Annotated in this window: 30 protein-coding genes; 16 read left to right on the top strand and 14 right to left on the bottom strand. The window is 57.3% G+C overall.

The window, feature by feature from the left end:
- Nucleotides 1–21: 21 nt before the first annotated feature.
- Nucleotides 22–990 (bottom strand): tRNA 5-methoxyuridine(34)/uridine 5-oxyacetic acid(34) synthase CmoB, encoded by a 969-nt coding sequence (gene cmoB, locus BLT77_RS12945; RefSeq protein WP_090365916.1) that lies wholly within the window; start codon nucleotides 988–990, stop codon nucleotides 22–24.
- A complete protein-coding gene (cmoA, locus tag BLT77_RS12940; RefSeq protein ID WP_090365913.1) occupies nucleotides 987–1715 on the bottom strand; it encodes a carboxy-S-adenosyl-L-methionine synthase CmoA in 729 nt (242 codons plus the stop codon). Before cmoA ends, cmoB begins: the two co-directional genes overlap by 4 nt.
- A 274-nt stretch (nucleotides 1716–1989) precedes the next feature.
- Here cmoA and aspS point away from each other — a divergent pair, with 274 nt between their 5' ends.
- The 6 genes from aspS to BLT77_RS12910 all read left to right on the top strand — a co-directional run bounded on the left by aspS (nucleotide 1990) and on the right by BLT77_RS12910 (nucleotide 7362).
- The gene (gene aspS, locus BLT77_RS12935; protein WP_090365910.1) at nucleotides 1990–3762 is read left to right on the top strand and encodes an aspartate--tRNA ligase; all 1773 of its coding nucleotides are present in this window, start codon (nucleotides 1990–1992) and stop codon (nucleotides 3760–3762) included.
- A 76-nt stretch (nucleotides 3763–3838) separates the two neighbouring features.
- Entirely contained in the window at nucleotides 3839–4588 is a 750-nt protein-coding gene (locus BLT77_RS12930) for a YebC/PmpR family DNA-binding transcriptional regulator (protein ID WP_090365908.1), read from the top strand.
- Entirely contained in the window at nucleotides 4585–5106 is a 522-nt protein-coding gene (ruvC, locus tag BLT77_RS12925) for a crossover junction endodeoxyribonuclease RuvC (RefSeq protein ID WP_090365905.1), read from the top strand. The genes BLT77_RS12930 and ruvC overlap by 4 nt, the downstream gene beginning before the upstream one ends.
- An 11-nt stretch (nucleotides 5107–5117) precedes the next feature.
- Complete coding sequence (gene ruvA, locus BLT77_RS12920) at nucleotides 5118–5741, top strand: Holliday junction branch migration protein RuvA (protein WP_090365902.1); 624 nt, start codon at nucleotides 5118–5120, stop codon at nucleotides 5739–5741.
- Nucleotides 5742–5751: 10 nt separating this feature from the next.
- Nucleotides 5752–6759 carry a Holliday junction branch migration DNA helicase RuvB gene (ruvB, locus tag BLT77_RS12915; RefSeq protein ID WP_090365900.1) on the top strand — a complete coding sequence of 336 codons (1008 nt, stop codon included), beginning with the start codon at nucleotides 5752–5754 and terminating at the stop codon, nucleotides 6757–6759.
- 72 nt (nucleotides 6760–6831) lie between these two features.
- Complete coding sequence (locus BLT77_RS12910) at nucleotides 6832–7362, top strand: TlpA family protein disulfide reductase (RefSeq protein ID WP_090365897.1); 531 nt, start codon at nucleotides 6832–6834, stop codon at nucleotides 7360–7362.
- Between the two features lie 54 nt (nucleotides 7363–7416).
- On the opposite strand, the gene BLT77_RS12905 is transcribed toward BLT77_RS12910, so the two are convergent.
- From BLT77_RS12905 to BLT77_RS12875, 7 genes are all read right to left on the bottom strand, one after another.
- Nucleotides 7417–8238, bottom strand: coding sequence for a hypothetical protein (locus BLT77_RS12905; protein WP_090365895.1), 822 nt, complete (start codon nucleotides 8236–8238; stop codon nucleotides 7417–7419).
- Nucleotides 8239–8310: 72 nt separating this feature from the next.
- Entirely contained in the window at nucleotides 8311–9267 is a 957-nt protein-coding gene (locus tag BLT77_RS12900; RefSeq protein ID WP_176819306.1) for a sensor domain-containing diguanylate cyclase, read from the bottom strand.
- A gap of 104 nt (nucleotides 9268–9371) precedes the next feature.
- On the bottom strand, nucleotides 9372–9530 hold the full coding sequence (locus BLT77_RS12895) for a DUF3012 domain-containing protein (RefSeq protein WP_090366125.1): 159 nt from the start codon (nucleotides 9528–9530) through the stop codon (nucleotides 9372–9374).
- A 219-nt stretch (nucleotides 9531–9749) separates the two neighbouring features.
- Nucleotides 9750–11510, bottom strand: a complete 1761-nt coding sequence (locus BLT77_RS12890; RefSeq protein ID WP_090365891.1) for a hypothetical protein — start codon at nucleotides 11508–11510, stop codon at nucleotides 9750–9752.
- A 761-nt stretch (nucleotides 11511–12271) separates the two neighbouring features.
- Entirely contained in the window at nucleotides 12272–12691 is a 420-nt protein-coding gene (locus tag BLT77_RS12885) for a GFA family protein (RefSeq protein ID WP_090365888.1), read from the bottom strand.
- A gap of 132 nt (nucleotides 12692–12823) precedes the next feature.
- Nucleotides 12824–13564 carry a YbaY family lipoprotein gene (locus tag BLT77_RS12880; protein ID WP_090365885.1) on the bottom strand — a complete coding sequence of 247 codons (741 nt, stop codon included), beginning with the start codon at nucleotides 13562–13564 and terminating at the stop codon, nucleotides 12824–12826.
- 79 nt (nucleotides 13565–13643) lie between these two features.
- Nucleotides 13644–14222, bottom strand: a complete 579-nt coding sequence (locus tag BLT77_RS12875) for a TetR/AcrR family transcriptional regulator (protein ID WP_090365882.1) — start codon at nucleotides 14220–14222, stop codon at nucleotides 13644–13646.
- 87 nt (nucleotides 14223–14309) lie between these two features.
- On the opposite strand from BLT77_RS12875, the gene BLT77_RS12870 reads away from it, so the two are divergent.
- From BLT77_RS12870 to BLT77_RS12855, 4 genes are all read left to right on the top strand, one after another.
- Entirely contained in the window at nucleotides 14310–14918 is a 609-nt protein-coding gene (locus BLT77_RS12870) for a glutathione S-transferase family protein (RefSeq protein WP_090365880.1), read from the top strand.
- A gap of 12 nt (nucleotides 14919–14930) precedes the next feature.
- Entirely contained in the window at nucleotides 14931–15596 is a 666-nt protein-coding gene (locus BLT77_RS12865; RefSeq protein WP_090365877.1) for a glutathione S-transferase family protein, read from the top strand.
- Between the two features lie 61 nt (nucleotides 15597–15657).
- A complete protein-coding gene (locus tag BLT77_RS12860; protein ID WP_090365875.1) occupies nucleotides 15658–16062 on the top strand; it encodes a DUF3429 domain-containing protein in 405 nt (134 codons plus the stop codon).
- An 84-nt stretch (nucleotides 16063–16146) separates the two neighbouring features.
- Nucleotides 16147–16701 (top strand): DUF1415 domain-containing protein, encoded by a 555-nt coding sequence (locus BLT77_RS12855; protein WP_281241975.1) that lies wholly within the window; start codon nucleotides 16147–16149, stop codon nucleotides 16699–16701.
- 59 nt (nucleotides 16702–16760) lie between these two features.
- Here the strand turns inward: BLT77_RS12855 and BLT77_RS12850 are convergent, their stop codons facing one another.
- From BLT77_RS12850 to BLT77_RS12830, 5 genes are all read right to left on the bottom strand, one after another.
- Nucleotides 16761–17273, bottom strand: a complete 513-nt coding sequence (locus tag BLT77_RS12850) for an aminoacyl-tRNA deacylase (protein ID WP_090365871.1) — start codon at nucleotides 17271–17273, stop codon at nucleotides 16761–16763.
- 108 nt (nucleotides 17274–17381) lie between these two features.
- Nucleotides 17382–17837: an FKBP-type peptidyl-prolyl cis-trans isomerase gene (locus tag BLT77_RS12845; protein WP_176819305.1), complete on the bottom strand. Its 456-nt coding sequence runs from the start codon at nucleotides 17835–17837 to the stop codon at nucleotides 17382–17384.
- A gap of 92 nt (nucleotides 17838–17929) precedes the next feature.
- Nucleotides 17930–19924, bottom strand: coding sequence for a flavohemoglobin expression-modulating QEGLA motif protein (locus BLT77_RS12840; protein ID WP_245709942.1), 1995 nt, complete (start codon nucleotides 19922–19924; stop codon nucleotides 17930–17932).
- A complete protein-coding gene (gshB, locus tag BLT77_RS12835) occupies nucleotides 19899–20942 on the bottom strand; it encodes a glutathione synthase (RefSeq protein WP_090365863.1) in 1044 nt (347 codons plus the stop codon). Before gshB ends, BLT77_RS12840 begins: the two co-directional genes overlap by 26 nt.
- A gap of 12 nt (nucleotides 20943–20954) precedes the next feature.
- Nucleotides 20955–21299 (bottom strand): MaoP family protein, encoded by a 345-nt coding sequence (locus BLT77_RS12830; protein ID WP_090365860.1) that lies wholly within the window; start codon nucleotides 21297–21299, stop codon nucleotides 20955–20957.
- A gap of 166 nt (nucleotides 21300–21465) precedes the next feature.
- Between BLT77_RS12830 and BLT77_RS12825 the strand changes: the two genes are divergently transcribed.
- The 6 genes from BLT77_RS12825 (at nucleotide 21466) to BLT77_RS12800 (ending at nucleotide 26281) form a co-directional block, all read left to right on the top strand.
- Nucleotides 21466–22368 (top strand): LysR family transcriptional regulator, encoded by a 903-nt coding sequence (locus tag BLT77_RS12825; protein ID WP_090365858.1) that lies wholly within the window; start codon nucleotides 21466–21468, stop codon nucleotides 22366–22368.
- A gap of 333 nt (nucleotides 22369–22701) precedes the next feature.
- Entirely contained in the window at nucleotides 22702–24393 is a 1692-nt protein-coding gene (locus BLT77_RS12820) for an alanine/glycine:cation symporter family protein (protein ID WP_090365855.1), read from the top strand.
- A 125-nt stretch (nucleotides 24394–24518) separates the two neighbouring features.
- A complete protein-coding gene (locus BLT77_RS12815) occupies nucleotides 24519–24839 on the top strand; it encodes a zinc ribbon domain-containing protein (RefSeq protein WP_090365853.1) in 321 nt (106 codons plus the stop codon).
- A gap of 3 nt (nucleotides 24840–24842) precedes the next feature.
- Complete coding sequence (locus tag BLT77_RS12810; RefSeq protein WP_090365850.1) at nucleotides 24843–25115, top strand: YeaC family protein; 273 nt, start codon at nucleotides 24843–24845, stop codon at nucleotides 25113–25115.
- 3 nt (nucleotides 25116–25118) lie between these two features.
- A complete protein-coding gene (locus tag BLT77_RS12805; RefSeq protein ID WP_090365847.1) occupies nucleotides 25119–25580 on the top strand; it encodes a CreA family protein in 462 nt (153 codons plus the stop codon).
- A 191-nt stretch (nucleotides 25581–25771) separates the two neighbouring features.
- Nucleotides 25772–26281: an EndoU domain-containing protein gene (locus tag BLT77_RS12800; protein WP_090365845.1), complete on the top strand. Its 510-nt coding sequence runs from the start codon at nucleotides 25772–25774 to the stop codon at nucleotides 26279–26281.
- The last annotated feature ends 7 nt before the right edge of the window (nucleotides 26282–26288 follow it).

The raw sequence follows: 26288 nt of genomic DNA, 5'->3' as shown, positions 1-26288 counted from the left end.
GTCGATATTCATGATTTTGTTCTATTTTGTGGCGATCAGTATGGCACGTCTGGGGGCCGGATGTCCCTCGACAGTTTTACTGGGATCGGTCGGATCCAGATAATCTTGTAACGATTGATGAGTCATCCAGTCAGTTTGCCGCTGTTCGCCCAAAGTGGTGTCGGCCTCATCGACGATACGGACGTCGTTAAAGTCGCATTTTTCAAGCCACAGTTTTAAAGCCTTTGAGGAGGGCAGGAACCAGCAGTTATTCATCTTGCCGTAACGCCCTGGTGGCACCAGTATGGTGTTTTCGTCCCCCTCTACGACCAGTGTTTCCAGAATCAGTTCCCCGCCTTTGTTCAATTGGTTTCGCAACTGCAGCAGGTGGTCGATAGGAGAGGTGCGGTGGTACAGCACCCCCATGGAAAACACGGTATCGAATGCCCGCAGTTCCGGCAGTTGCTGAATGCCCAGGGGAAGCAGGTGAATGCTGTCCGGGTTGCCGGCGATGGCCTTAACGGCAGAAAACTGCGCCAGAAACAGATCCGACGGGTCGATGCCGATTACCAGTTCGGCCTCTTCGCCGAGCATGCGCCACATGTGATAGCCGCTGCCGCAGCCGACGTCGAGTACGGTCCGGCCTTTAAGCGGACTGATGTGGGGCAGCAGCCGATCCCACTTCCAGTCACTGCGCCACTCGGTGTCGATGTGGATGCCGTGCAGATGGTAGGGGCCTTTACGCCAGGGGTGAAAAAACTTGAGCAGGTTGTGCAATTTCTGGGTGCGGCCCTCATCCAGTTGGGCACCGCTGCCAAATTTTACCTGGGTCTTGATGTCTTGTTGATCCAGCGCCATGGTCGGCATCTTGGCCACCACCTTTTCCCATTTTGGAAAGTCGCCGTGGGCGTGCAGTTTACGCCATTGGCTCAACTGGGTGGGGCAGGTTTCCAGCCAGTGGCTGAGTTTTGAGTCGGCAATGCGTTGGAAGAACTGTTTAAACTCGATCATTTGATGGCCATCAGCGAGGTAAAGTTCAGGTTCTGGTACCAGCTGCTGTACTCGCTGAAACCGGCGTCCTTGAAACGTTGGTAATGTTGTTGCTTGCTGTCTGGCTTCATCACATTTTCCAGCGCGGTACGCTTCTGGCTGATCTCCAGCTCGCTGTAGCCGTTGGCCCGCTTGAAGTCCAGGTGCATCTCATCCAGCAACTGATGCAGGCGCTCGCCTTCGAAGCGCAGTTTCTCAGAGACAATGACCACGCCGCCGGGCACCAGGCCCTGATAGATCTTCTTCATCAGATCGGCGCGATCTTGCGGTGGTAAAAACTGCAGGGTGAAGTTCAGTACCACCAGCGAGGCGTTTTCGATGGCCACGTCGCGGATGTCGGCACACACCAGCTCCACATCGGTGCCACTGACGAAGGCGTTAAGGTGTTCTTGAGCCCGGCTGACCATCGCCTCGGAGTTGTCGACGGCGATGATGCGGCACTGGTTGTCGCCCACATGGCGGCGCATAGACAAGGTTGCCGCCCCCAGCGAGCAGCCCAGGTCATAGAGCCGGGTGCGATCCTGCGCCACCCGGGCACAGATGGCGCCGATGCCATCGATGATGGCCCCGTAGCCGGGAATCGAGCGGGAGATCATATCGGGGAAAACGGAAACGACCTGCTCATTGAAACGGAAGTCAGGGATATCTTGCTGCGGGGTCGCAAAAATCTTATCGTGCTTTGGCATTCTGGAACGGTTCTCTTCAGGTGACGCGCCGATTGTAGTGCCGACGCCTGACGCCAGCAAGTAAACTGATAATAGACGCTGTATTTCCACTGCAAACTGCTGCAAATCTGTTCATCTGCTTGTGAACTGAGCAACTAAGCCCAAACAAAGGGAACCACGACTTCTTAAAGTGGTGACTTTTCTTTATAATCGCGGTTTTGCCGAATTTTTCCGGTATGGGCCTGGCGAACGCGCAAGGCTTCCGTACTGCCAACAACTTAGATAGGATCCGTCGATGCGCAGCCATTATAGTGGACTCGTTACTGAAGCCCTGGTGGGCCAAGAAGTTACCCTGGTCGGTTGGGTAAACCGCCGCCGTGATCTCGGTGGTGTGATTTTCCTCGACCTGCGTGACCGTGAGGGCATAGTTCAGGTGGTTTACGATCCTGACCTGCCTGAGGTGTTTGAAACCGCCTCCAGCCTGCGCGGTGAGTTTTGTGTTCAGGTCAAAGGCCTGGTGCGCGCTCGTCCCGAGAGCCAGGTGAACGCCAACATGACCACCGGTGCCATCGAGGTGCTGGGTAAAGAGCTGACCATCCTGAACAAGGCGGCGCCGCTGCCCATCGATTTCAATACCGACGTCAACGAAGACCTGCGTCTGAAGTACCGTTATCTGGATCTGCGTCGCCCGGAGATGACCGAACGGATGATCTTCCGTGCCAAGGTGACCTCCGAAGTGCGCCGCTTTATGGACGATGCCGGCTTCCTGGATGTGGAAACGCCGATTCTGACCAAGGCAACCCCGGAAGGCGCCCGTGACTATCTGGTGCCAAGCCGTACCCATAAGGGCGAGTTCTTTGCATTGCCGCAGTCACCACAGATCTTCAAGCAGCTGCTGATGATGTCCGGCATGGACAAGTACTACCAGATCGTCAAGTGTTTCCGGGACGAAGACCTGCGGGCCGACCGTCAGCCTGAGTTCACCCAGATCGATATCGAAACCTCTTTCATGAGCGCCGAGCAGGTGATGGCCAGCACCGAATCGATGATTCGCACGCTGTTCAAGAAGATGCTGGACGTGGATCTGCCTGAGTTCCCGCACATGAGCTACGCCGATGCCATGCGCCGCTTCGGTTCCGACAAGCCGGATCTGCGTAACCCGCTGGAGCTGGTGGACGTGGCAGACCTGTTGAAGGACGTCGAGTTCAAGGTGTTCAACGGCCCGGCAAACGATCCTCAGGGACGTGTCGCGACTCTGCGCATCCCCGGTGGAGCCAAGCTGTCCCGTAAGCAGATCGACGACTACACCAAGTTCGTCGGCATCTATGGCGCCAAGGGCCTGGCCTGGGTGAAGGTTAATGAAGCCGGCAACGGCATCGACGGAGTTCAGTCTCCGGTGGCCAAGTTCCTGACCGACGACATCATCAACGCCATCGTCGAGCGCAATGGCGCCGAAGCCGGCGACATCCTGCTGTTCGGTGCCGACAGCTACTCGGTAGTGACCGACGCCATGGGCGCGCTGCGCCTGAAAGCCGGTGAAGATTTCGGCCTGACCGTGGATGAGTGGAAGCCGCTGTGGGTGGTGGACTTCCCGATGTTTGAGAAGATCGACGGCCGTTTCCATGCGCTGCATCATCCGTTTACCGCGCCGCGCGACATGACACCAGAAGAGCTGGAAGCCAACCCTGAAGCGGCCATCTCCGATGCTTACGACATGGTGCTGAACGGCTGTGAACTGGGCGGTGGTTCGGTGCGTATTCACGACCAGGAGATGCAGGCCACCGCGTTCCGCATTCTGGGTATTGATGACGAAGAAGCCCAGCTGAAGTTCGGCTTCCTGCTGGAAGCACTGCGCTACGGGGCGCCACCGCATGCGGGTCTGGCCTTTGGCCTGGATCGTCTGGTGATGCTGATGACCGGTGCCACCTCCATCCGTGACGTGATGGCCTTCCCTAAGACCACCACGGCGGCGTGCCCGCTCACCGATGCGCCCAGCCCGGCCAATCCGGATGTGCTGGAGGAGCTGGCCATCGACCTGGTGAAACAGGAACCGAAGCAGGACCAGTAAGACGAATAACAAAGCTGCCTGCGGGCAGCTTTATTGTTTCAGGCCGGAACCGGGTTCCGGTAACAGGAGAAAAATTATGGCAGGTCACAGTAAGTGGGCCAACATCAAGCACCGCAAGGCGGCACAGGACGCCAAGCGCGGTAAGATTTTCACCAAACTGATTCGTGAGCTGACCGTGGCCTCCCGCGAAGGGGGCTCGGATCCGGCTTCCAATCCACGCCTGCGCGCGGCCATCGACAAGGCGCTGTCCAACAACATGACTCGCGACACCGTCGATCGGGCGGTGAAACGCGGTGCCGGTGAACTGGATGGCCAGGTGCTGGAAACCATCATCTACGAAGGTTACGGCCCCGGCGGAACCGCGGTGATGGTAGAAACCATGACCGATAACCGCAACCGTACCGTCTCCGGCGTGCGCAGCGCGTTCACCAAGTCCGGCGGTAATCTCGGTACCGACGGGTCGGTGTCCTACCTGTTCGAGAAGAAGGGCGTTATCTCCTACGGCGAAGGTGCCGATGAAGAGCAGATCATGGAGATCGCCCTGGAAGCGGGTGCCGATGACGTCGACACCAACGACGACGGCAGCATCGACGTGTACACCACGCCGGTGGAGTTCGGTGCCGTAAAAGACGCCCTGGATGCCGCCGGGCTGGAATCGGTGAACGCCGAAGTGACCATGATTCCCTCCACCAAGGCGGAGCTGGATGCGGCCACCGCGCCAAAGTTTTTGCGGCTGATCGATGTGCTGGAAGATCATGACGATGTTCAGGAGGTGTATCACAACGCCGACATCGCCGACGAGATCATGGAGCAGCTCGACGAATGACCATCATCCTGGGCATCGACCCCGGCTCACGGATCACCGGCTACGGTGTGATTCGAAAGGTGGGGCGAAGCCACAGCTATCTTGGCAGTGGCTGTATTCGTACCCCGGACGGTGAGCTGCCCGAGCGCCTCAAGTGCATCTTCGATGGCGTCAGCGAGTTGGTGCGCCAGTTTCAGCCCGATGAGTTCGCCATCGAGCGGGTGTTTATGGCCCGCAACCCGGACTCGGCGCTAAAGCTGGGGCAGGCGAGGGGGGTGGCCATCGTGGCCGCCACCAACCTGGGCCTGCCTATCAGCGAGTACAGTCCGACCGAGATCAAAAAGGCGGTGGTGGGCACCGGCGGGGCGGAGAAGTCCCAGGTTCAGCACATGGTGAAGAGCATCCTTAAGCTGCCTGCGACCCCGCAGGCCGATGCCGCCGATGCCCTGGCCATCGCCCTTTGCCACAGCCATACCCGAGAGAGTATGGTAGCCATGGCAGGGAAAGTTACGGCCCGTGTTCGTGGCCGGTTACGATAAAGAGACACAATGTGATTGGACGACTTAGCGGAATTCTGATTGAAAAACAGGCACCGGAAGTGCTGATCGACTGCAATGGCGTTGGCTATGAAGTGCAGTTGCCCATGACCAGCTTCTACCAGTTGCCGGATCTGGGGCAGCCCTGTGTGCTGTCCATCCACTTCGTGGTGCGTGAAGACGCCCAGCTGTTGTATGGCTTTGCCACCAAGCAGGAGCGGGCCTTGTTCCGGGAGCTGATTAAGACCAACGGCATTGGCCCGAAGATGGCGCTGGCCATCCTGTCCGGGATGTCGGCGGAGCAGTTTGTGGCAGCGGTGCAGCGGGAAGACATTACCGGCATCACCAAGGTGCCCGGTGTCGGCAAGAAGACCGCCGAACGGCTGGTGGTGGAGATGCGCGACCGGATGAAAAATTTTGCCGCTTCGCTGGCGACCCCCAATGCCGACAGCTTTGCCCTGGGCAACGCAGTGGAGGATACCTTCATCACCGCGCCGGATGCCACCGACGATGCCATTGCCGCGTTGGAAGCCCTGGGCTACAAGGCTACCGTGGCGAAAAAGGCCGTGGATAAGGTTCATGCCCCGGGTGCCAGCTCCGAGAAACTGATTAAAGATGCCCTCAAGGCGATGATGTAGGAGCGATTGGATGATTGAAGCAGACAGGCTGATTGCCCCACAAGAGCAGGACACTCAGGAATCGGTCATCGATCGGGCCATGCGGCCGAAAAAACTCACCGATTACACCGGCCAGAAGGAGGTCTGCAGTCAGCTGGAGATTTTCATCGCCGCCGCCCGTCAGCGGGGTGAGGCGCTGGATCACACCCTGATTTTTGGTCCTCCGGGGCTGGGTAAGACCACCCTGGCCAACATCATTGCCAATGAGATGGACGCCAGCATCAAGTCCACCTCCGGACCGGTGCTGGAGAAAGCCGGCGATCTGGCGGCGATGTTGACCAACCTGGAACCCAACGACGTTCTGTTTATTGACGAGATTCATCGGCTCAGCCCGGCGGTGGAGGAGATTCTCTACTCTGCCATGGAAGATTATCAGCTGGACATCATGATTGGCGAAGGGCCGGCGGCCCGCTCCATCAAGCTGGATCTGCCCCCCTTTACCCTGATCGGTGCCACCACCCGGGCCGGAGCCCTGACGTCGCCGCTGCGGGCGCGCTTTGGCATTCCGCTGCGGTTGGAGTTCTACAACGTCGGCGATCTGACTTCCATCGTCAGCCGCAGTGCCCAGGTGCTGAATCTGGAACTGGACCAGCCGGGGGCCATCGAAGTGGCCAAACGCAGCCGTGGCACGCCGCGTATTGCCAACCGGTTGCTGCGGCGGGTGCGGGATTTCGCCGAGGTGAAGTACCAGGGCAGCATCGATAAGCAAGTGGCAGCCGAAGCACTGGGCGTGCTGGATGTGGACAGTGAAGGCTTCGATTTCCTGGACCGTAAACTGCTGCTGACCATCGTCGAGAAGTTCGCCGGCGGGCCGGTAGGGCTGGACAACCTGGCGGCGGCCATCGGCGAGGAGAAGGAGACTATCGAAGACGTCATCGAGCCGTTTTTGATTCAGCAGGGCTTCATACAGCGTACACATCGAGGCCGAATGGCCACCGATAAGACGTTCCTGCACTTCGGGCTGGGAAAAACCGACTGAGCCGGTGAAATTCCCTCTCGATTAGGCGGTCTGTATCATTAGGGTATAGGCCGTTTTTTATAAAGGAAGACAGTGATTAAACGACAATGGGTGATCCAGGGGGCACAGTTGGCCGTGATGGTGCTGCTGGCGCTGTGGCTGGGGGGCTGGATTCGTAGCCTGATGATGGTACCGGTGTCCGATCAAATGCCGGCGATCACCTTGCCGGAATTGAGTCGGCAGCAGGGGCAGTGGCAACCCAGTGGCCATTCCTCGGATATCAGCCGCGGCGGGCACCGGTTGGTGTATCTGTTTGCGCCCTGGTGCGCCATCTGCGAAGTCACCTTTCCCCATCTGGCGCAGTGGCAGCAACAGGGGAAAAATGTGGTGCCGGTGGCGCTGTCCTACACCAGTCTCGACGAGGTCTCACGCTTTCTGACTCCGTTTGCCGATCAGGCACCCGAGCAGGTGTTGCTCGGCAGTCAGGAGTTGTCCCGTTATCTGGATGTGGTGGCCTATCCCACCTATCTGATTGTCGATGAACATGGCACCGTGATATCGAAGCGGGTGGGGTACATGCCGGAGTGGTTGTTGTCGCTGTATCTCAACCTGAATGGAATCTGAGGGCAACGCGCGAACCCGGTGAGGGAGATTGTGTCGTCTACCGGAATGGTCGGCCTAGAAATCGTAATGGATCATCAGCGACGGACCCTGGTAGTTGAAGATGACGTCGACATTAGAGTAGCTGCGTTTCTCCTCCACCTCCAGTTCGTAGTGCTGCCAGGCCAGGCCCAGCGCCAGGTTGGGCGCGATGTAATGGGTCAACTGCAGGCGAAGGTCCAGCAGGCTGCCGTCGATATCGTCGAACGAGACCTTGAGATATTGAGTATGCAGGGCCACCAACCAGCCATCGGCAAAGCTCCAGCCGGCGATCAATCCGATATCCGGTAGTGGGGCAGTGATCTCGCCGAAGGCGCGGTCGGCTACCTCCTCTTCGCCGCCTTCCCCAATTAACTTGATCTCGCCGTCGAGCTCGGCATATATATCCATCAGATGCAACCCAAGGGTGCCCATGATGCTGTAGTCGCTGCCCTGAAACAGGGTGCGGCTGTAGACCAGCTGGTAGATATCCACATCCAGCTGGGAGCGCAGACGCGCGCCGGAGTCGACCCTATAGCGGTTGCCCTCCCACTCGAACTCGTAGCTCTGCTCCGTCGAGCGGCTCTCGGCGCTGCGATGCAGAGACAGGTAGTTTAATGCCAACAGGTTCGTGTCGTCGAAGCGGTAGGTCAGCTCGATAAAGGGGCTGAACTTGGATTCCTCCAGCGCCAGGTCCGACTCAAAATCGATGCGGATTGGCGTGTTGCTTATAGTGGTTTTGGCGCCGAAACTGGAGTCCACCTCTGCCCAGAAGCCGCCGACTCGGACGCTGAAGCCAGGGTCGAAGGGGCGGGCGGACAGTGGTAGCGAAAACAGTAAAACCAGCGGCAGAAGTCTCATAATATCTACTTAGGATACAGATGGTTGCTTTGAGCATAGGCCAGCGATGCCACCCTAGCCAGTGTACCGGGACTACTGGACGTGTTGGCACACCCGATTGCGGCCGCTCTCCTTGGCTCGGTAGAGTGCCTTGTCGGCTTTACTTGTAAGGGAACTGACGCTGTCACCCTGGTTGAAGGCGGCGACGCCGAAACAGATGCTGAGCTGGCAGTCGTTCTCGAACTGGTGTCCGGCCACCGCCAGACGGATACGGTCAGCCAGCCGCCTTGCCTGACCCAGCTCCGTTTGCGGACAGATGATCAGGAACTCCTCGCCTCCCCAACGACCGGCGTGATCCGAGCTGCGCAGACTGCTTTGAATCAGTTGGGCGACGGTGATCAGCACCCGATCCCCCACCTGGTGACCATGGCTGTCGTTGACCCTTTTGAAGTGGTCGATGTCCCCCAGCAACACACACAGCGGTGTCTGGTAGCGGTTTGCCCGATCGATCTCGGTCTGAAAGATGGCATCCAGCTTCAATCGGTTGGCGATGCCGGTGAGTGGGTCGATATTGGCCTGCATCTCCAGGGCTTGTTTCAATCGCCACAGTTCGGTGACATCGGTGGAGATGCCCACCAGTTCGTTGATCTCTCCCTCGTGATCCTTGAGCGGATGCTTGGTTTCCAGATAGACCGTGGGGTTACCCAGTTCGCGCTCGACGATCACCTCCTCCTGGTTGGCCTGCCCCTGATCCAGAACCTTCTGGTCAATCTGCTTCAGTTGCTCCTGGGTATCCAGGGGAAAGTAGTGGCTGTCACTGAAATCGGGCAGCTGGCTTTCGTCAATCTGGAAGATTTCCAGGCAGGGTTTGTTGGCGTAGGTGTAGCACTGGTAACGGTTTTTGGTGTAGATGCAGGCGCCGGCGTGATCCAGAATCTGCTTCAGCCGGTTTTGCTGTTGTTGAGCCTGCTGCAGTTTCTGCTGGTAGCGAAATAGTTGCAATGCTAGCAGTGCGATGATGATGATCAGGGGGAGAACAAGCGCCGCCATTCGGAGCTCCAGGCCGGGTACCTGCATTGATTGTTATTGAGTTGTAGGGGAAAGTCCACTTATGGCGGGGAAAAGAAAACGGGGCGTTGCACGCCCCGTTCTCTCTAAAATACGCAGTGCTTGGCGTAGTCCGTTGCTTCGTTGGCGGTCCAGTCACCCTTGGGCGTCTCTTCCATCTTCTTGCACCAGGCTTCACTGCCCACTTCCGGGCTACAACCGCTAACCAGTGCCGCTAAAGCCAAAGCAATCAATGCTTGTTTCATCTCTTTCTCCCAAATATGGAACTTTTTTGTGTGACCGCATATTACCGTAATGTTCATTTCGGGTTAAGCCGATTGCCGCGGGCGTCGATAAAAAGCGGAGCTGGATTAAAAAAGCCCCTGTTAAAGGGGCTTTGAATGTAACCGGTACTGTGCCGCCCTTACGGGTTGGGATACGTTACGACGGCGCTTCCCGGACGGTGTCTAAGGGTGGCTAGACGCTCAGTTACACTGGTGCGGATACGGGATATTATCCACAAACTCGCCAGAGCAGCTGGTATCACAAGGGCCGCACAGGTTGCGCTCGGGGCGCTGCACGTCGTGACAGAAGTAGCAACCGATGCCGGAGCCTTTCTCTACGTGGTTATGCATACGATCCCAAGTGCGGGGCAGGTTCTTGCTGCCGTCGTGGCACTGGGCGCACACCTGCTCTTTGGGGCCCTTAAGTTTGAAGCCCATGGTATCGAGTTTGGAGTCGGTAGTCAGATCCAGAGACTCCTGGTGACACTGGGTACAGTCCGCCACGTCGCTGGCTGGGTTGACCCCGTGGTTGATCATCTGGAAGGTGTCGGTTTCGATCCACTCGTAGGGTTCATTGGTTGGGTAACCCATGTTGCTCAGGCCATTCTCAATCGCTTTGGTTACGTCACCGGAAGCCTTCAGGTATTCAAAGGTGTCCAGGGCGATCATGCGACCGTCTGCGCTGGTCATGGGCTGGTGAGCGGTCTTGTACTTGAATGGAGTGAGTTTACCGTCATTGACAGAGCCCAGAGGGCGGGAGGTCGGATAGAGCCCGGTCTCGGGATCCACCTTGGCCAGATCGCCCAGCAGGTAGTTGTCACTCTTACGGTTCCAGAAACGGATCTCAGGTACCTGGTTCGCCAGCTTGTCGGTGTGTGGGTGGCCAGGGCCAGATACGCCATCGGCCGGAGTCCCGTCGTGGTGGAACTGCCAGTCACGGTGCATCTCGGTAGGCATATGGTTTGGCGCACCCAGATCCTTGGCGTAGGCAGGGATGTGGCAGGACTGACACGCTACGCGAGGCACGTGGCGATCCGGCTCTCCGCGGCGGCCGGAGCTGGCGTGGCCGGTTCCGGAGTCCATACCGTCGTGGCAGGCGCTGTTGGCACAATTGATCTCTGAGCCACGAACGATGTCATCGGTGGGTCGCAGATCGGAGCCTTTGCCGATCACTCGGTGGCTCTCAAACTTGTGGCAATCCTGGCACTGCAGGTTGGCGCCGGTCACATTCATGTGAACGTCGAAGTGGGCGTCACCGTTAGCCATCAACGCGGAGGAGAGGTCACCGCGCTTAACGCCATCGCCGCCACCGGCATAGGCGTGGCACTTCAGGCAGTTGGTGCGCTCAGGCGGAGCGATGTTCTGTACATAGCCGTCCAGATCCGCTTGGGCGGTGCCGTCGGCAGGGCCCAGGGAGCCATCGGATTTGCGCACGCGATTGAGGGCGTAGTCCTTGTTGTGGCACACCAGGCAGTCGACGTTGGCACTGGTGTCTCCTTCGCCGGGCTTCAAGCCACGACCTGCGTGGCAGGAGCCACATACCGGCCAGTCACCTTCAATATTGATGCAATAGCTGTTTACGCCGTTGGTCAATTTGCCTTGCAGGGTGCCGGGTTGGTTGGTCATGTCTGGGGTTTCGCCGGTCCACTGGTAGTGGGTGGAGCCAAACATCTCTTCATACTGGCTACCGCCTTCACCGCCATCATGGCAGTTAATACAGCCACTGGGGTAATCGGTCCAGCTCAAGTTGGAGTGGGGGTTGTCTACGGCACATCCGTTTACGGGCTCAATGGCGCACTGGCCGCAGGAGTTGAGGTCCCAGACGGAGGCATCATTGTCATTGCAATCAGCGGATGCTTTTACGCCATCGCCATCGAAATCAATGGGCTTGGCGGCGTGTGTCGGTAATGCCAGCGTGAACAGAAACAGCCCACTGATGGCCAGCAGTCGGTTCGTTTTCATCAAAATTCTCCATGTCGCTTATAAAGGTCGACAATATTAGTTTTTGTTGCCGCCGTGTACTTTGTTGATTATGTGTGGCGGCACTATTTGTTGTTTAACTATCGGTGTTGCTTTGTGGCTACCTCCTCTTTAATTGGTTATTTGCGGCTCTAATTTAGTTAGCACTAAATTAACATTGTACTAATTTAATTGGCAGTGACTATGTTCACACTTTTAATATGTGAAATTACATTAACTGATGTATGCATTTTTGTTTTTTTAGATTTGGATATTGTTGTGAACCATTCGAGCGCGCAGTACATTATTGTTATGTAAGCGCTTGTTTTTAATGGTTTTATGCTGGAGTTGGGGGTGGTGATTTTCGGTTGCTGGTTAAGGGGGGATACCGGGTTGGAATGAATGATGGAGCAACAGATTTTACTAACGTGGCGCCGTGATGTTTTATCGTATAATAATGGATAATAGTTAGTAATTTATATTATTACCAATGCTTTTATAGACTTGCTGTCGGTATTTGTTAATTGGTAAATTTAATTCCGGTCAACTGTCGTTTAAGAATGGCGATTGGATTGTGTTGCCTTAATTGTAGAGTGGGAGGTGCTAAGGTTAGCCTTAATAAGTTTCTTGAACATGATTTAATGGCATCGAGGGGGCCGTTTCTCTGGCGTTAATGTGTTAATTGGCACGCGGGAGCTTGACCGGGGCGAGCCCGGTTAATTCAACAACAGGCACGGCTCCCTGTCTTTTTAGCAAGTCGGGGCTCAACCACCGGAGTGGTCGCCGCGGTTTTGACCATAGCGCGGACCCTCGTCATCAATGCTCAACCAGTTCGGCTGACTATCGGTGTGGATGTGGTAGGTGGGGATCACCTGATTGACATCATCCAGAGAGGCGACCGACAGGGTCAGATAGTCGGGGTAGCGATCATCCCGAAAGCTCAGGCTGGTACCGCATTGGGAGCAAAACCCCCGAAATACGTGCTCCGACGAGGCGAACTCGGTCGGGATCTGCTTCTGCCAGCGAACCTGATTGCGATTAAAGTCCATCCAGGCCACAGCGACCCCGCCGACGGCCTTTCGGCACTGGCTGCAATGGCAATACTCCGCGGCAAAAGGCGCGGCCGAGGTACGGTAGCGAATGGCGCCGCACAGGCAACCACCTTCAAGGGTAGAGAGGGTCATCCTAGCACTCCATGCTGGATCATTTTGGAGTGATCAGTATACGGGCTACAGGAAGGAAAACGGTGTGGTTGTGGAGGAAAAGGTCACTGCTGCCGCCAGGCAGTGGAACGGCGGCAGCAATGACGAAACGGGTTAGCGGGCGCTAAAACTCATCAACACCTTGCCACCGCTGTCCAGTAGCAACAGGGTATCGCCCACCACCTTGGTGGAATCGGCCTTATCCAGGGTGGTCAGAAATTGGTGCTCCAGCTCCATACCGGAGGGGCAGGCCATCTGGGTCACGGCGAACGGACCGGCCTGAATGCCCTCGGACCCGGACTCGAATCGACCCTGATAGCGATTGCAGCCGGCAAAACCAGAGGCGATACCATCGTCGCTGAGCATCAGGCTCACCGCCTTATCGCCCATGCCGAGATCGGCAGGTTGGCCATTGATGTCGGTCAGTTGCCACTGGGTCTGGGTCAGGGCGGTGGTTGCGGGGGCGGCCACTTTGCTCACCAATACACTTAGGGGCTGGGTGTCAAAGGCCGGTACCGACTGGGTATTGATGAACATCAACTGGCCGTCCGGTGACTCGATTCGGGCGCTGATGGTGTAGCGCATCCCCTCTTTGATGGCTTTGGCCGGGTAGCTTAGTGAGAAGGCGTAAGGAGGGCCTCCTTGCGCCTTGAACTGGGTGTTGGCCAGGGTTTCGGCGGCCACATCCATCTTTGAGGTGTCCTGCAGGGCAACTTTAACCACCGAGTCCTGGGGAATGGCAATCCGCTCCCGATAGAACACTTCACCGTCGAGGGTGTGAGTCTCCGGGGCGGTGGCGCAGCCGGCCAGGGTGGCGGTCAGCGCGACGGCGCCGACGAGCAGAGTGTTTCGCATAGTAGGGAGTTCCTTGTACGGAATCAGTTGGTTAACAGGATAGACCGGGAGCCGCTTAACTGCACCTGAATGACTCGATTCAGGGGCGGGTTAAAAACGTAACAATTTGCTTCACTGCCGACGCCAGGGTGTCATGCTGACCCGCCCGCAGCAGCACTCGAATCCCTTGTATCTGCAGCAGCAGCCAGGCCGAGAGCTCAGCTATGTGACGGCCTGCGGCGATCTGTCCTTGTTGCTGTGCCTGCAGCAGACAGTGTTCGAATCCCTCCCTCACAGCGGCAAACAGCTGGTCAGCGAGCTCTTTGACATGAGGATCCAGGTGTCGGCGCTCCAGTAGTGCCGCCTGGATATAGCAACCGAGACAGGCATTGTCAGGATCGGCAGCCATCTGGTTGATGAAGTCGGTCAGGGTCGACAGATCCGCATTCGGTTGGAACAGTGGCTTAAGTCGGGGCAGGGAGTGTTGATCCAGGTAGTGCTGCAGCGACAGGTGGTACAACTGCTGCTTATCGCCAAAACTGTTGTACAGGCTGAACCGGTTGATCTGTAACTGGGTGACCAGGTCGGCCACCGAAGTGGCTTCGTACCCCTGTTTCCAGAACAGCTGCATCGCCTGCTCCAGCACCTGATGATGATCGAATTGACACTGTCTGGCCACGGCTCCTCCGCTGAAATTAATAGTTGACCGTTCGTTCTGTAATGGATAGATTTTAATCTAAACGAACGTTCAGATAAAGGTTCTGCAATGAAAATCTATGAGGCCTCGATGACACCCAGTGCCCAGCGGGTCAGCCTGTTCCTGGCAGAGATGAATTTGGATATCGAAAGGGTGCAGGTGGACGTGCGGGGTGGAGAGAATCTGTCCGACGCGTTTCTGGCACTCAGCCCCAACGGCCGGATTCCGGTACTGGAGCTGGATGACGGCACCACCCTGTGTGAGAGCATCGCCATCTGCCGCTACTTCGATGCGCTGCATCCTGGCGATCACTCATTATTTGGCACCACACCGCTGGAGAAGGGGCAGGTGGAGATGTGGACCCGAATCGTTGAACACCAGGGCCTGGTTCCGGCGTTTCAGGCGTTTCGTAATCTCAGCGGTGTCTACGCAGACAGAGAGCGCTGTGTTGAGGCCTGGGGTGAGGAGTCCAGAAAGCGACTGGATGAGTTTCTGCCCAAGTTGGAACAGCGCCTTGGAGAGAGCACCTACCTGGCTGGTGAGCGCTTCACCGTAGCCGACATTACCGCCTGGGCGCTCTTCGCTTTCATGGAGAGAGTCAAGTTTGCCCTGGCGCAGCCCTACCCCAACATTGACCGCTGGCGTTCTCTGGTGGCCGCCCGTCCCGCATTCAGTTAACCAGGAGTTGTCATGATTGAGCTTTATACTGCCGCCACCCCCAACGGCCATAAAATCTCCATCGCCCTTGAGGAGATGGGGCTGGATTACCGGGTGCATGCTTTGGATCTGAGTGCCCTGGATCAGAAGCAGCCGGCGTTTCTGGCCATCAACCCCAATGGTCGGATTCCCGCCATCATCGATCGCAGCAACGATGATTTTGCGGTGTTTGAATCCGGCGCCATCCTGTTATACCTGGCTGAGAAAAGCGGCCGGTTTCTGCCCAGCGATGCCAAGCAGCGTTCGGTCGTGATGCAGTGGTTGATGTTTCAGATGGGGGGCGTGGGGCCGATGATGGGGCAGGCCAATGTGTTTTATCGCTATTTTCCGCAAACCATTTCGGCGGCCATCGAGCGTTATCAAAAGGAGGGGCGTCGCTTGTTCGAGGTGATGGACAGTCAACTGGCGAAGACGCCCTATCTTGCGGGAGAGTACAGCATCGCCGATATGGCCACCTGGCCCTGGGTGAGGACTCATGAGTGGAGTGGCATTGAGATAGACGGCCTGGTGCATCTGCAGCGCTGGATGGAGGAGTTGGCTGCTCGGCCGGGTTACCAGAAGGGGATTTTGACGCCGCCACCGTCGCAGATGACCGACGAAGAAAAAGCCGAGGCGATCGCCAAAATGGTAACCCAGTAACACAGATCCGGGTCTAAGGGGCGTTCGTACTGATAAGCGACACTGCCATCTGGAGCCGCTTATGTCTCGCCATGCTCTCTGGCTCGGAATCGCCGGGCTGACTCCCTTCGTTACATTGCCACTGCTGCTGATGACCGGGGTCATTGATTCCGTTCAGGCGCAGACTGGTTTTTTGCAGTACAGCGCCATCATTCTGTCGTTTCTTGGTGGCATTCACTGGTACCAGGGGCTGCTGCTGGGATCCGGCAATTGGCAAATTCACTTTTCCATGTGGCCCAGCATTGTCGGTTGGTTGGCGTTAGTACTGGCGCCGGTCCCGGTGGCGCTAGGCGTCCTGGCGCTGGCGTTTGCAGTAATGCTGGCCGCCGATCGCTGGATTGGCCGGCAACCGCCGGGTTACCGGACGCTGCGGCTGAGCCTGACCTCGGTGGCGGTGGTCAGCCATGGTGGCATGCTGTTGCTGTGAGGGTGTGATCCGGATCACCCTGCTGTGGTATGCTGGCGCTGATTGGGCAGCCTGACTGCCGCAAAGAGCCACAGGGAGTTAAGGGTGCCAGAGACAGAGTCGATTGTTGCCACACGGCGTTGGGTAGAGCGGGTGATCATGAAGTACAACCTGTGCCCTTTTGCCCGTCGAGAAGTGGAGCGAAACAGCATTCGCTATGCGGTGTTTGAGCAGACCAAGGTAAAGGCGGTGCTGGCCAACCTGGTGGCGGAATGCGAGTATCTGGATTCCCACCCCGACACCGAGACCACCCTGTGCATCCTGCCTCGGGGCTTCGAGGGCTTCTATGCCTACCTGGATCTGGTGGCACTGGCGTCGGAGCTGCTGGTAGAGCAGGGTTACGAAGGTCACTACCAGCTGGCCAGCTTTCATCCGGACTACTGCTTCGATGGCGAGCCTCAAGACGACCCGTCTAACTATACCAACCGTTCTCCGCTGCCGCTGATCCATCTGATTCGGGAAGCCAGCATGGAGAAGGCCCTTGAAAGCTATGAGGAGCCCGAGTCGATTCCGGAGCGCAATATCGCCTTTGCCCGTCGAAAGGGCAGCGAGTTTTTCGAGTCTTTACTGACACGCTGCAATCCCTCTGAGCGTAACTGAGCCACTGCGGGCTGACTCCATGGAGGCAAGTGGGGCGGCGACCACCGCCCCGTCACGGATTACTGCCAGTCCCAGGCTCGTCTGGGTTTTTCATTGTAGACCGCGGTGGCGCTGAAACGGCCGTGGGGATGATCGGCCATCAATGCTTTCATGCCTTGGTTGCTGATGCGGATCAGGTGTTCATGATCGCCGGCTTCCAGATAGACATGATCTTCACCTTCGAGGGCGTCGTCGTACACCGCCAGTACGTTGTAAGGGTCGCCGACGCCGGGCAGGGCACCCAGTTCGCAATCGTCAAATTGGCCCTTCAATTTGGACTCGGGGATCAGATGCAGCTCCCGCTTCAGTTGTTGGCTCAATTGCTGAATCACTACCCGGTTGGCGGCGGGAATCACCGCCATCACCCGCCGGCCTTCGTTGTCTTCCAGCATCACGGACTTGGCCGTTTGCCTGGCTGAGACCCCGGCAGACAGGGCAGATTGAATGGAAGATTGGCTGTGAGCGTGAGGAACCAGTTGGTATTGCACCCCCAGCTCTTCGAGATAATCAATGACACTGATAGCGACACCCATGGGTCACCTCCTGTGTGAGGACGGAACACTATCAGTGTAGTCGTTACCATGGCACAGCAGACGAAAAAAGCGGGTCCTGAGACCCGCTTCACTTCGGTCTTGCGGTGTTTATTGCAGTGGGGCGCTGTCGTCCTCTTGTGCCGGTTGCACATCGCACACCTTGACGTCAAAGATGACGGTTTTACCGGCCAGCGGATGGTTGGCGTCCAGAGTGATGGTGTCTCCCTCCACGGCGGTCAGGGTCAGCTCCATCGGTCCCTGATCGGTGTCGGCGGCGATCTGCATCCCCACTTTCAGTTCGTCGGCCCCTTTGATGATGTCGGCAGGCACCGTCTGCACCATCTGCGGATCGTGATCGCCAAAGGCCAGATCCGGGGTCAGGGTTACCTTAAGTTCATCGCCCTTTTTGTGACCCAGCAGCACCTGCTCCAGGCCTTCGGCCAGAATGCCACTGCCGTGGGTATAGATCACCGGGTCGTCGGCGGACACTACGTCGACCTTCTGGCCATCTTCCAGATACAGGGTGTAAGCGATGGAAACGACGGTGTTATCCTTAATAATCATGTGCGGAGCCTTAATATCAGTCATACCCGAATGATAACTAAGTCGCCGGGGTAAGCCCAGTGAATCCCCGCCCGAAAGCGGGGATTGATGTATCAGGCCGCCTGGGTCAGGCTGTCGAGCACAAAGGCCATGACCGGCTCGCGCTGAGCCGGGGAGGTGGGCGTCACCGGCATCGCCGAATGCAGCCAACCCCGCTGACACAGCTCCTCCAGAATCTCCAGATAGGCCAGTGCGCATTTTCCAGTATAGAGAGGACTCAAATCCCGCTGCTGACGCAGTGTCAGCATGGTGCAAAATCCGCTCAGATACTGATAGTCCTTGGTGAGGCCTCCGCCGCGATAGGCGCGGGCCGCCGCGATGAATGCATCGTCCTGAGCCAGTCCGGCTTCCTCCATTAGACGGTTGACTGTGGTCGGCAGATGATCGTCCCTAAGCATGGAGTCCACCGCCATCACTCGTGCCGCCAACAGCTTTAACCGGCCCAGCGTCAGGCAGCCGCTGTGGTATTCCGCCAGTATCGCCAGTCCCTCCTGAGTTTCGGTAAAGCCCGGCAACCCCAGTGACAGCAGTTTAAGTGGCTGCGCCCGGCCATTGATGGTGGTGGTCATGTGAACCCCAAGTTCATGATGGGCCAACGCCTGCGCTTCACGCTCGGTAAACTGGGCGTGCCGGTTGATCATCAGGCTGGCTTTTTCACTCATTACCATCGCCTTAGCGGCCAGAGTGCCGCTGGCCTGAACCCGGCAGGCGATACCGAGCTGCTGAGCATGACCCCGAAGCTGCTCACACACCTGCTGCACCGTTAACCTTGGCTCGTCGGCCTCTGGCTTTGCCGCGGCCTGTAACAGAAATCCCGCCTGTTTCAGGGTGCGCTCATCGGGCTTGCCGTAATACCTCAGGCTGTTGTAACGAAACTGGTCACTGCCCACCGAGGTGAGCAACTCCACCCGCATCGACAGATTGTCGGCCACCTGTTGATACAGTTGGCGTACGCCCGCATCACTGATGCTGTCGAACGGCAACCGGTACAGTTGTTCCCGAAACTCAAACGGATTCAGGCGCTGCTGCCGGTACCGGAACCTGGGGCAATAGCCTTTTGGGTTCGCCAGGTAGCGTTGCTTCTCCTGCTGCAGGTTCACCGGATTAATGTAAGGCAGGGTTTCCATGCCTTTGGCCAGTTGGTACAGGGCTTTGTCCAGAGCCACCACCTTAGGGTCGATTCGCGTAGCCAGCATCTGATGTTTGCTGGCGTGGCGACGACGATTAAACTGACGCTCAAACAGAGCCGAGGTCTGAGTAAACGCCTCTTTCAACCCCAGGGCCAGCGCTTCCATCACCTGAGGGTACAGCTCGCCGGAGTGCTCATCCATAAACACCTTTTTGACTTCGGTCGGCAGCACCAGGGTGCGGTCAAAGCGGGCGGTGGTATGGGCAATCAGGTAGCCTCGCCCCTGAAACACGTCGTCCAGCTTGGACTCGACGCTCAGGTTCGGCAGTCGAACCCGCCCCAGCTCCCGGTTAAATCTTTGCACCACCGTTCCCCAGCGCTCCATGTCGATCTGGCCGGTACCGATGTTAAATACCGGAACTTTGCGCTCAATCCGCTGGTAGTTATAGCTGTGCAGGTCAAACACCAGAACATGGCTGAACTGCTTCTCCAAAGACGCAATAAGGCCGTCGTACAGTTGATAGAAGCGCCGGTGTTTCTGTTGGCACTGGCTTCGTTTCTGTGCCGACAGCGGCCGCCGCCATACCGGTTTGCTCCAGGCCGACTTAAAATAGGTCGACAGCGCCTGGGCCCGGTTCAGGTCGTACTCGAACCGGGAATCACAGCCCACCAGAGTGATGGGCTGGGCGGAGATTAGGGTATCGGTGGCCGGATCTTCTTCGAAACGGCGTTCTTCATCGGTCAGTAGACACTGGCTGGCCAGCGCCGGGCTCAACCTGTGCCCGGCATGGATGGCACAGCTGACTATTGGCAGGTAGGCCTCAATTTTCAGCTGTGCCACGCCCTCGACCTCGGCATGGAAGGGCTGGCGGCGCTCAATCAGGCTCAGTGCCTCAGACAGCGATAACGTTTGCATCATTAATGGCCTGGCGGTAAATGGTCTTACGTTGTAACAATAACTCCCGGCTGTGGACGATGTTTTCCATCCAGTCGATGACCTGACGTTGCAGTCGGGTGCGATTCAGTTTGTTAATTCGGGTAATGCCACCGGGGCTCAACACGTTGACCTCCAGCAATTTGTCACCGATAACGTCCAGACCGACAAAATAGAGGCCGTCACGAACCAGTTGCGGACCGACGGTGGCACACAGTCGCTTCTCCTCTTTGGTCAGGCTGTGCTTTACCTCCTTGCCACCGGCGTGAATGTTGGATCGCACGTCGTTGGCGGCGGGCACCCGGCGCATGGCTCCGATGGGCTCGCCGTTAAGCATCAGGATCCGTTTGTCCCCCTCTTCGGCGCCCTCGATGTAATCCTGCAGAATCACGTAATGGGTGCGGTCGCCACTGCCAATGTAGAAATCCAGCAGGGAACTGATGCTTTGCTGGGCCCGCTTTTCAATGACGATCACGCCCTCGCCGCCAAAGCCATTCAGTGGCTTAAGAATCATCTTGTCGGCCTGGTTTTCCGTCAGAACCTGTTGCAGATACTCTTTGTTCTTTGACACGTGAGTGGTGGGAATATACTGACCCGCAGCGCCGTTCCAGCCGGCGGTATAGAGCTTATTGTTGGCGATGCGAAGCCCCTCCAGATCATTGATGATCAGGGTGTCTTGTTTCACCGAGTCCAGGAAATTGAGCGCCAGTGTGTCCAGTGGCGGATTGGCACGCATAAAGATGCAGTCAAACCCTGCCATTGGCAGTTTTGCCCGTTTAAGCTGGGCTTGAGCGTAAAACCGCTCCGGTTTGTCGGATACCCCTTTGCCATTGGTGATCACGTCACAAAAGCCATAGACGGTGGACTCGCGCATGGTCAGGCTGTTGGGGGTAGTCACTGCCACCGTGTGGCCGCGAACTACGCACTCGTGGATCAGGCGCAGGGTTGAGTCAAAGGCTGGATCGATACGGTTCCAGGGGTACATCAAAAAACAGATATTCATGGGTTACTCAATTCAGTCGTCAAAAAACAGATTCGGGTCTGAGGGCGGTGGCACGGGCCGACTGTCCTGCAGACTGAACAGGCGCCGGCGGCAGCCACTCAGCCGGAGGTATTTCAACCATACCCTCTCCAGTGCCGAGGTGGGCGAACGCAGACCGGCCACCACGGTCACAAATCGATGTTCCTGCTCGCCTTCTGGCATCAACGCCCCACTGGCCAGCTGGACCATGGTGTGGCCATAGCGGGTGAGCAGTTCGCTCTCTTTAATGGTGAAATCACCACTGCGGTGAAAACCTCGGCCAAAGCGACGAGTGTCGACAAAGTCGCGCACGCCAGCTCTGAATTCACTGTCATACATAGTCAGACCCTATCTGAATGAAGCCCTTTCAAAGGGGAATGGGCTACTCCTAAGTGGAGAATGGGCGCAAGATAGGGCGCTGAGGGAGAAAAGAAAAACGATATATTTCTATCGTCACGACAAAATTCCGTTGTTACTATTTCGCTATTATTGAGTGAGGTAAAAAATGGACGTAAAAGGGTTCACAACCTTTCTGGAAGTGGCCAGAGAACGCCACTTCGGCCGGGCGGCGGATCGGCTTAACATTACCCAGGCTGCGGTCAGTGCCCGCATCAAACAGCTGGAGGAGTATTTCGATACCACGTTGTTTGTACGCCAGCGTAACAACATTCACCTGACCTCATCGGGAGAACGACTGGTTCGTTACGCCGAGGTGATGGTCAGCACCCTGCAGCAGGCCAGAGATGATTTGAAATTGACTCGTCAGGAGCAGGCTCAGCTCACCATCGCCGGAACCCCCAATATCTGGGATGCCTATCTGCAGCATTGCCTGGGGGTGATCACCGAGACCCTGACCGGGTACGCATTTTGCGCTGAGACCTTGAGTCAGGATCAGCTTAACCGGGCCTTATTGCAGAGAACCCTGGACATGGGAATCCTGTTTGAGCCGGTTAAATCGGAGTTGCTGGAGTGTCGGCAGATGGCGCAATTGCCGTTGGTGCTGGTCAGTACCCGCAGTCAGGCCGCTGAACAGGCTGTGAGTCAGGACTACGTCTATCTGGATTGGGGGCTGGAGTTCTCCCAGGAACATGCCCGTCTGCACCCGAACCTAAGGGCACCATCGATGCGCACGTCTGGGGCCCGCATCGCGCTGGATGTGTTGCTGAGCCGGGGCGGCGCCGCCTACCTGCCACTCTCCATGGCCCAGCCGTTTCTCGACAGTGGTCAATTGCACCTTGTGGTCGCCAACAGCCTGATCGAGAGGCCGGTGTATCTGGCCTACCGTAAGGACAGCCCGTTGCTGGACGGCATTCTCGAGGTGGCGGCAAAGTTGAGCCACACCACGCCGGCCGGTGGCTTTACTCTGCAGGCGGCGGCGGAAAACGCCTCGTTGGAACAGGAAAATTGAGATTGTCGCAATTGGAGCAAACCCCGCCATTTGTTCGGCTTTAGCGAGGGATTCCGGGCCTGTGGCCCAAGTGTCAGCACTACCTGCTGTCTGCTGGCGGTAGTCTGGCACAATGCCCAGCCCCACCGCGGCGGTCGTTTCTTGAGTCTGCCCATTTGTTGTTGATAGTGTAGAACCTTAACAGCTCCGTAACAGGGTGTTTCTATTGGCAAATAAGGCGGCATTCGATCGTTTTGCCCTAAGGACAACCAGAACCTTTGTCCGAGATAGCCCGAAAATCGACGTAGCTTTTGCTGGCCTGGAGTGGCCGAACACAATAATAAGGAATTCGTTTTGCAGGCAATCAACAACTTTCTGCTGTCTCTTGATGGCATTCTGGGATCAGCCCCGTGGTTTCCCTGGGTGCTGCTGGGTGTCGGTCTGTTCTTTACGCTGTACCTGGGCTTTCCGCAGATCCGTTACTTCCGCCGGGCCTGGCAGATTGTCGCGGGTAAGCACGATCATAAGCGTGCGCCTGGTGACACTAGCCACTTTCAGGCGCTGTCGACGGCCCTGTCCGGCACCGTCGGTACCGGTAATATCGGTGGCGTAGGGCTGGCGATCTTCCTCGGTGGCCCGGCGGCGCTGTTCTGGATGTGGATGACCGCCTTTCTGGGCATGACCACCAAGTTCGTCGAGGTGACTCTGTCACACAAATACCGGGAGCAGACCGACGACGGCACCATGGCCGGCGGCCCGATGTATTTCATGGACAAGGCGCTGAACATGAAGTGGTTGGGGGTGATCTTCGCCCTGGCGACCATCGTCAGCTCCTTTGGTACCGGCAATATGCCCCAGGTCAATAACATCGCCGTCAGCATGGAAGCCACCTTCGGCATTGCGCCGGTGATGACCGGTGGGGTGTTGTCGGTGCTGCTGGCGCTGGTGATTCTCGGCGGCATCAGCCGTATCGCCAAGGTGACCTCGACCCTGGTTCCGGCGATGTCGGTGCTGTATGTCCTCGGCGCGCTGTCGGTGATCTTCTTCAATATCGACAACCTGGTGCCGTCATTCCTGTCGGTATTCGCCGATGCCTTTACCGGCTCTGCCGCCACCGGCGGCTTCCTGGGCGCCACCTTTGCGTATGCCTTTAACCGCGGGGTTAACCGTGGCCTGTTCTCCAACGAAGCGGGTCAGGGTAGTGCGCCCATTGCCCACGCCTCCGCCCGCGCCGATGAGCCGGTCTCCGAAGGGATGGTGTCAATTCTTGAGCCCTTTATCGATACCATCATCGTCTGTACCCTGACCGGGATGGTGATTCTCTCCTCCGGCGTGTGGACCGAGAAGCACTACAACAGCTTCCAGACCGCCGACATCGAGTACATCAGTGGCCACTACAGCGACAGCAGCGATGTGGACAAGACCGAACTGTTCCACTACCTGACCGGCGCGGACAGCGAGGTGAACGCTTACAATGGAGTCATCGTGATTCGTGATGGCGAAGCTGTGAATCAGGACTTTACTCTGATTGCGGCCCGCTCTGTGGCCGAGGATGTGCGCTATACGGTGAAGGGGTTCCCGTTCAGTGGCAACCTGGAGATCAGCCAGGGCAAGCCACTGGATCTGGATGTCAGCATTGAGGGGCGGTCGCTGATCCACTCTGCCGAACTGACCACCAAGGCCTTTACCCGGGGGTACTTCGGTGACTACGGCCAGTATGTGGTGTCCATCGGTCTGTTGCTGTTCGCTTTCTCCACCGCCATCGCCTGGTCCTATTATGGCGATCGGGCGGTGACCTACCTGTTCGGAAGTCGCTGGATTCTTACCTACCGGGTATTTTATGTGACTGGCTTCATGGTGGCCGCGGTGGCCGATACCACCGTTGTCTGGAACCTGGCAGCGGTGTCCATTGTGCTGATGACGCTACCGAACCTGGTGGGCTTGCTGCTGTTGTCCAAAGAGATGAAGCAAACCGTGGCTGATTACTGGCGTACCTCGCCGGATGTGAAGCATGGGGACGCAGAGGCCAAGTCGGCCAACGACTAGGCCGGAATCTGCTGCCACAGGGCTTTACCTTGTGCGCCGCCTCTGTAATAGTAGGCGGCGCACTGCTGTTTACGGCTCACCCCCTGTTATGCCATTGCCGTAAACTTAGACACAAAGGAGTGGAAATGGCATTAATTGATTGTCCCGCCTGTGGTAAACGAATCTCCGATAAGGCCAAAAGCTGCACCCACTGCAAGGTGGATCTGACCGCAGACACCGAATCCATTGAATCGGCTCAACGTATCTCCGCCATCAATAAACGCACCCAATTGATGAATCACAGCTTTGTGGCCCTGCTGGCGTTCGTTGGCGGCTTTGCACTGTGGTTCTGGGGCGGAGAAGCGGCTGCCAACTGGCGCCAGCCCACCGGCATCGGTCTGATGGCGGCAGGGTTTGTGGGCTACCTGGTTACCCGGGTACGCCTGGCACTGGATAAGAGGAGTTAAGGCATGGAGTGGCAACAACTGGCCGCCGGCATGAACGACGAGCTGGCCTCGCGGCTGCAAACGGCGGTTGAGATTGGCAAATGGCCCGATGGCGCATTGGTCAGCGACGCCCAGCGGGAAGCGGCGATGCAGGCACTGATCGTGTGGCAATCCAATCACAATACCGAGAATCAGCATCTGACCGTCGGTAAAGACGGCGAGATCAACCACCTGCCTAAAGACGTGCTGAAGCATCAGTTTGATGACCAGCAGATCGCCCGAATCAAACCGGAGTAACCGATGAAACCAGTTTGGGCGGCCCTGGCCGCGACCCTGCTGTTAAGTGGCTGCGATAACAACGAAGTGGGCGACGTGTCCCTGGGCCTGTTCACCACCAAAGACATTAAGGTTGAAGTGTTGCAGGATCCGGTGGTTACCGGCGTCACCTGTCACATCTCCAACATCGAAGCCGACCTGGATTTTGCCGATCCCAGTGACATGGGCATCGCCTGTCGTCAGACCGGCCCCATTACCGCGGCCATGCTGAGTCAGATCGACACCGGCAAGTCCGGTGAGGTGGTATTTAAGAAGTCGAAGAGCGTCCTGTTTAAGACGTTGAAAATCCGCCGCATCCTGGATCAGAAGACCCAGACTCTGCTGTACATCGCCTACAGCACTAAGGAAACCAAGGGCAGTTACAAACACAGCCTGTCGACGGTGCCACTGTGGGGCACCGAGGCGTTTGTCGCACCGGCAGGCTAGGAAGCTGAACCAGACGCAATGGCAAAGGCGTGTCTTCGGGCACGCCTTTTTGATCCCGCTCTGTGGCAGTGTGATTGTCCGGCGCCACAGGTGGAAAAGCTGACACTGCCACCGGACATTTGCCAGTGGCGTCGATGGCAATCCGGCTCCATTCTTAAAGGCAAGAGTGTTCCCAGCACAGGAGAGACGGGATGAGACAGGGATGGTTCATCGGGCTGATGGCATGGGTGGTACTGGGGTGGCAACCGGCCCTGGCCGACGACTGCCAGCAGAATCACACCCGCTGGAGTGACACCCGGCCTGCGGTCAATATTGGCCATGTGATTACCGGCGAGATCAATAAAAAGGGCCGGGCAGTGGGGTTCCATAGCCGCAGCGGCGGTAAGGATCCTCAGGGTGCCAGGCTGATCAGGGTGACGGCGCAGCCCAACAGCAAGGGGATCTATCGGGGCCAGGTGGCGCTGTGCAACGGGCAGGGTTGGACCGATAAACGGGCCAACAGCACCTTTTACCCCGATAGCTGGAGCCACGACCAGGTGGTCGACGCCATCATTAAGGCCTATCGTGCGTCGGATCAACCAGAGTATGGAAAATGGTCCGGCACAGTGGATGGGATCACCATTGAGGGCTATATGTGTAATCAAGGGCAAAGTCATTGTCCCAAAGGCAACATTAACACTGCGTACCCCATTTATCAGTAGAGGGTGG

This window comes from Ferrimonas sediminum (assembly GCF_900100175.1).
GTDB classification, from domain to species: Bacteria; Pseudomonadota; Gammaproteobacteria; order Enterobacterales; family Shewanellaceae; genus Ferrimonas; species Ferrimonas sediminum.
The sequence above is the reverse complement of the archived record's forward strand: the minus strand, read 5'-3'. Positions and strand labels throughout refer to the sequence as shown.

Coding starts and splice junctions, on each gene's coding strand:
- BLT77_RS12870 (WP_090365880.1), top strand. CDS start 14,310: ATGAAAATCTATGAGGCCTCGATGACACCCAGTGCCCAGCGGGTCAGC.
- BLT77_RS12800 (WP_090365845.1), top strand. CDS start 25,772: ATGAGACAGGGATGGTTCATCGGGCTGATGGCATGGGTGGTACTGGGG.
- BLT77_RS12850 (WP_090365871.1), bottom strand. CDS start 17,273: ATGGGTGTCGCTATCAGTGTCATTGATTATCTCGAAGAGCTGGGGGTG.
- BLT77_RS12900 (WP_176819306.1), bottom strand. CDS start 9,267: ATGGCGGCGCTTGTTCTCCCCCTGATCATCATCATCGCACTGCTAGCA.
- BLT77_RS12890 (WP_090365891.1), bottom strand. CDS start 11,510: ATGAAAACGAACCGACTGCTGGCCATCAGTGGGCTGTTTCTGTTCACG.
- BLT77_RS12880 (WP_090365885.1), bottom strand. CDS start 13,564: ATGCGAAACACTCTGCTCGTCGGCGCCGTCGCGCTGACCGCCACCCTG.
- BLT77_RS12830 (WP_090365860.1), bottom strand. CDS start 21,299: ATGTATGACAGTGAATTCAGAGCTGGCGTGCGCGACTTTGTCGACACT.
- cmoA (WP_090365913.1), bottom strand. CDS start 1,715: ATGCCAAAGCACGATAAGATTTTTGCGACCCCGCAGCAAGATATCCCT.
- BLT77_RS12930 (WP_090365908.1), top strand. CDS start 3,839: ATGGCAGGTCACAGTAAGTGGGCCAACATCAAGCACCGCAAGGCGGCA.
- ruvB (WP_090365900.1), top strand. CDS start 5,752: ATGATTGAAGCAGACAGGCTGATTGCCCCACAAGAGCAGGACACTCAG.
- BLT77_RS12845 (WP_176819305.1), bottom strand. CDS start 17,837: ATGATTATTAAGGATAACACCGTCGTTTCCATCGCTTACACCCTGTAT.
- BLT77_RS12825 (WP_090365858.1), top strand. CDS start 21,466: ATGGACGTAAAAGGGTTCACAACCTTTCTGGAAGTGGCCAGAGAACGC.
- gshB (WP_090365863.1), bottom strand. CDS start 20,942: ATGAATATCTGTTTTTTGATGTACCCCTGGAACCGTATCGATCCAGCC.
- cmoB (WP_090365916.1), bottom strand. CDS start 990: ATGATCGAGTTTAAACAGTTCTTCCAACGCATTGCCGACTCAAAACTC.
- BLT77_RS12810 (WP_090365850.1), top strand. CDS start 24,843: ATGGAGTGGCAACAACTGGCCGCCGGCATGAACGACGAGCTGGCCTCG.
- BLT77_RS12860 (WP_090365875.1), top strand. CDS start 15,658: ATGTCTCGCCATGCTCTCTGGCTCGGAATCGCCGGGCTGACTCCCTTC.
- aspS (WP_090365910.1), top strand. CDS start 1,990: ATGCGCAGCCATTATAGTGGACTCGTTACTGAAGCCCTGGTGGGCCAA.
- BLT77_RS12815 (WP_090365853.1), top strand. CDS start 24,519: ATGGCATTAATTGATTGTCCCGCCTGTGGTAAACGAATCTCCGATAAG.
- BLT77_RS12905 (WP_090365895.1), bottom strand. CDS start 8,238: ATGAGACTTCTGCCGCTGGTTTTACTGTTTTCGCTACCACTGTCCGCC.
- BLT77_RS12805 (WP_090365847.1), top strand. CDS start 25,119: ATGAAACCAGTTTGGGCGGCCCTGGCCGCGACCCTGCTGTTAAGTGGC.
- BLT77_RS12895 (WP_090366125.1), bottom strand. CDS start 9,530: ATGAAACAAGCATTGATTGCTTTGGCTTTAGCGGCACTGGTTAGCGGT.
- BLT77_RS12865 (WP_090365877.1), top strand. CDS start 14,931: ATGATTGAGCTTTATACTGCCGCCACCCCCAACGGCCATAAAATCTCC.
- ruvC (WP_090365905.1), top strand. CDS start 4,585: ATGACCATCATCCTGGGCATCGACCCCGGCTCACGGATCACCGGCTAC.
- BLT77_RS12885 (WP_090365888.1), bottom strand. CDS start 12,691: ATGACCCTCTCTACCCTTGAAGGTGGTTGCCTGTGCGGCGCCATTCGC.
- BLT77_RS12840 (WP_245709942.1), bottom strand. CDS start 19,924: ATGATGCAAACGTTATCGCTGTCTGAGGCACTGAGCCTGATTGAGCGC.